Genomic DNA, 360 nt, shown 5'->3' with positions numbered 1-360 from the left:
GGGTGGTGGGGGGGGTGGGGTGGTGGGTGGGGGGGGGGTGCTTCTTCCGCTCCCCTTCCTGCCGCCCCCCCCCCCCCCCCCCCCGCCCCCCTCCGCCCCCTAACGCGCGCCCGGCCCCCCCCCGGAACCCCCCAGCGCCGCTTTGGCTTTGGCTTGGGCTTTGGCTTGGGCTTTGGCTTGGGCCTCTGCGGGTGCTGGGTGCGGCCCTGCAAAGAAAAAGGCCGCGTTTGGGCGGCCTCACTTCTCTTTACTTCAGCTTGATCTCGCGCAGGCGTTCCTCGAGGAAGCCGTGGGCGGTGATCGGCTCCGGGTACCGGCTCGGGTTCTCCGGGGTGATGCACGAGGGCAGCACGTCGATCA

The 360-nt window shown here is 71.4% G+C and carries 1 pseudogene; it reads right to left on the bottom strand.

Going from position 1 to position 360, the window contains the following annotated elements:
- Window positions 1-247 precede the first annotated feature (247 nt).
- Window positions 248-360: pseudogene (locus RCF13_RS15645) on the bottom strand (isopenicillin N synthase family oxygenase); the annotation flags it as partial.

Source organism: Stenotrophomonas maltophilia group sp. RNC7, assembly GCF_030910085.1.
GTDB classification, from domain to species: Bacteria; Pseudomonadota; Gammaproteobacteria; order Xanthomonadales; family Xanthomonadaceae; genus Stenotrophomonas; species Stenotrophomonas sepilia.
The sequence above is the reverse complement of the archived record's forward strand: the minus strand, read 5'-3'. Positions and strand labels throughout refer to the sequence as shown.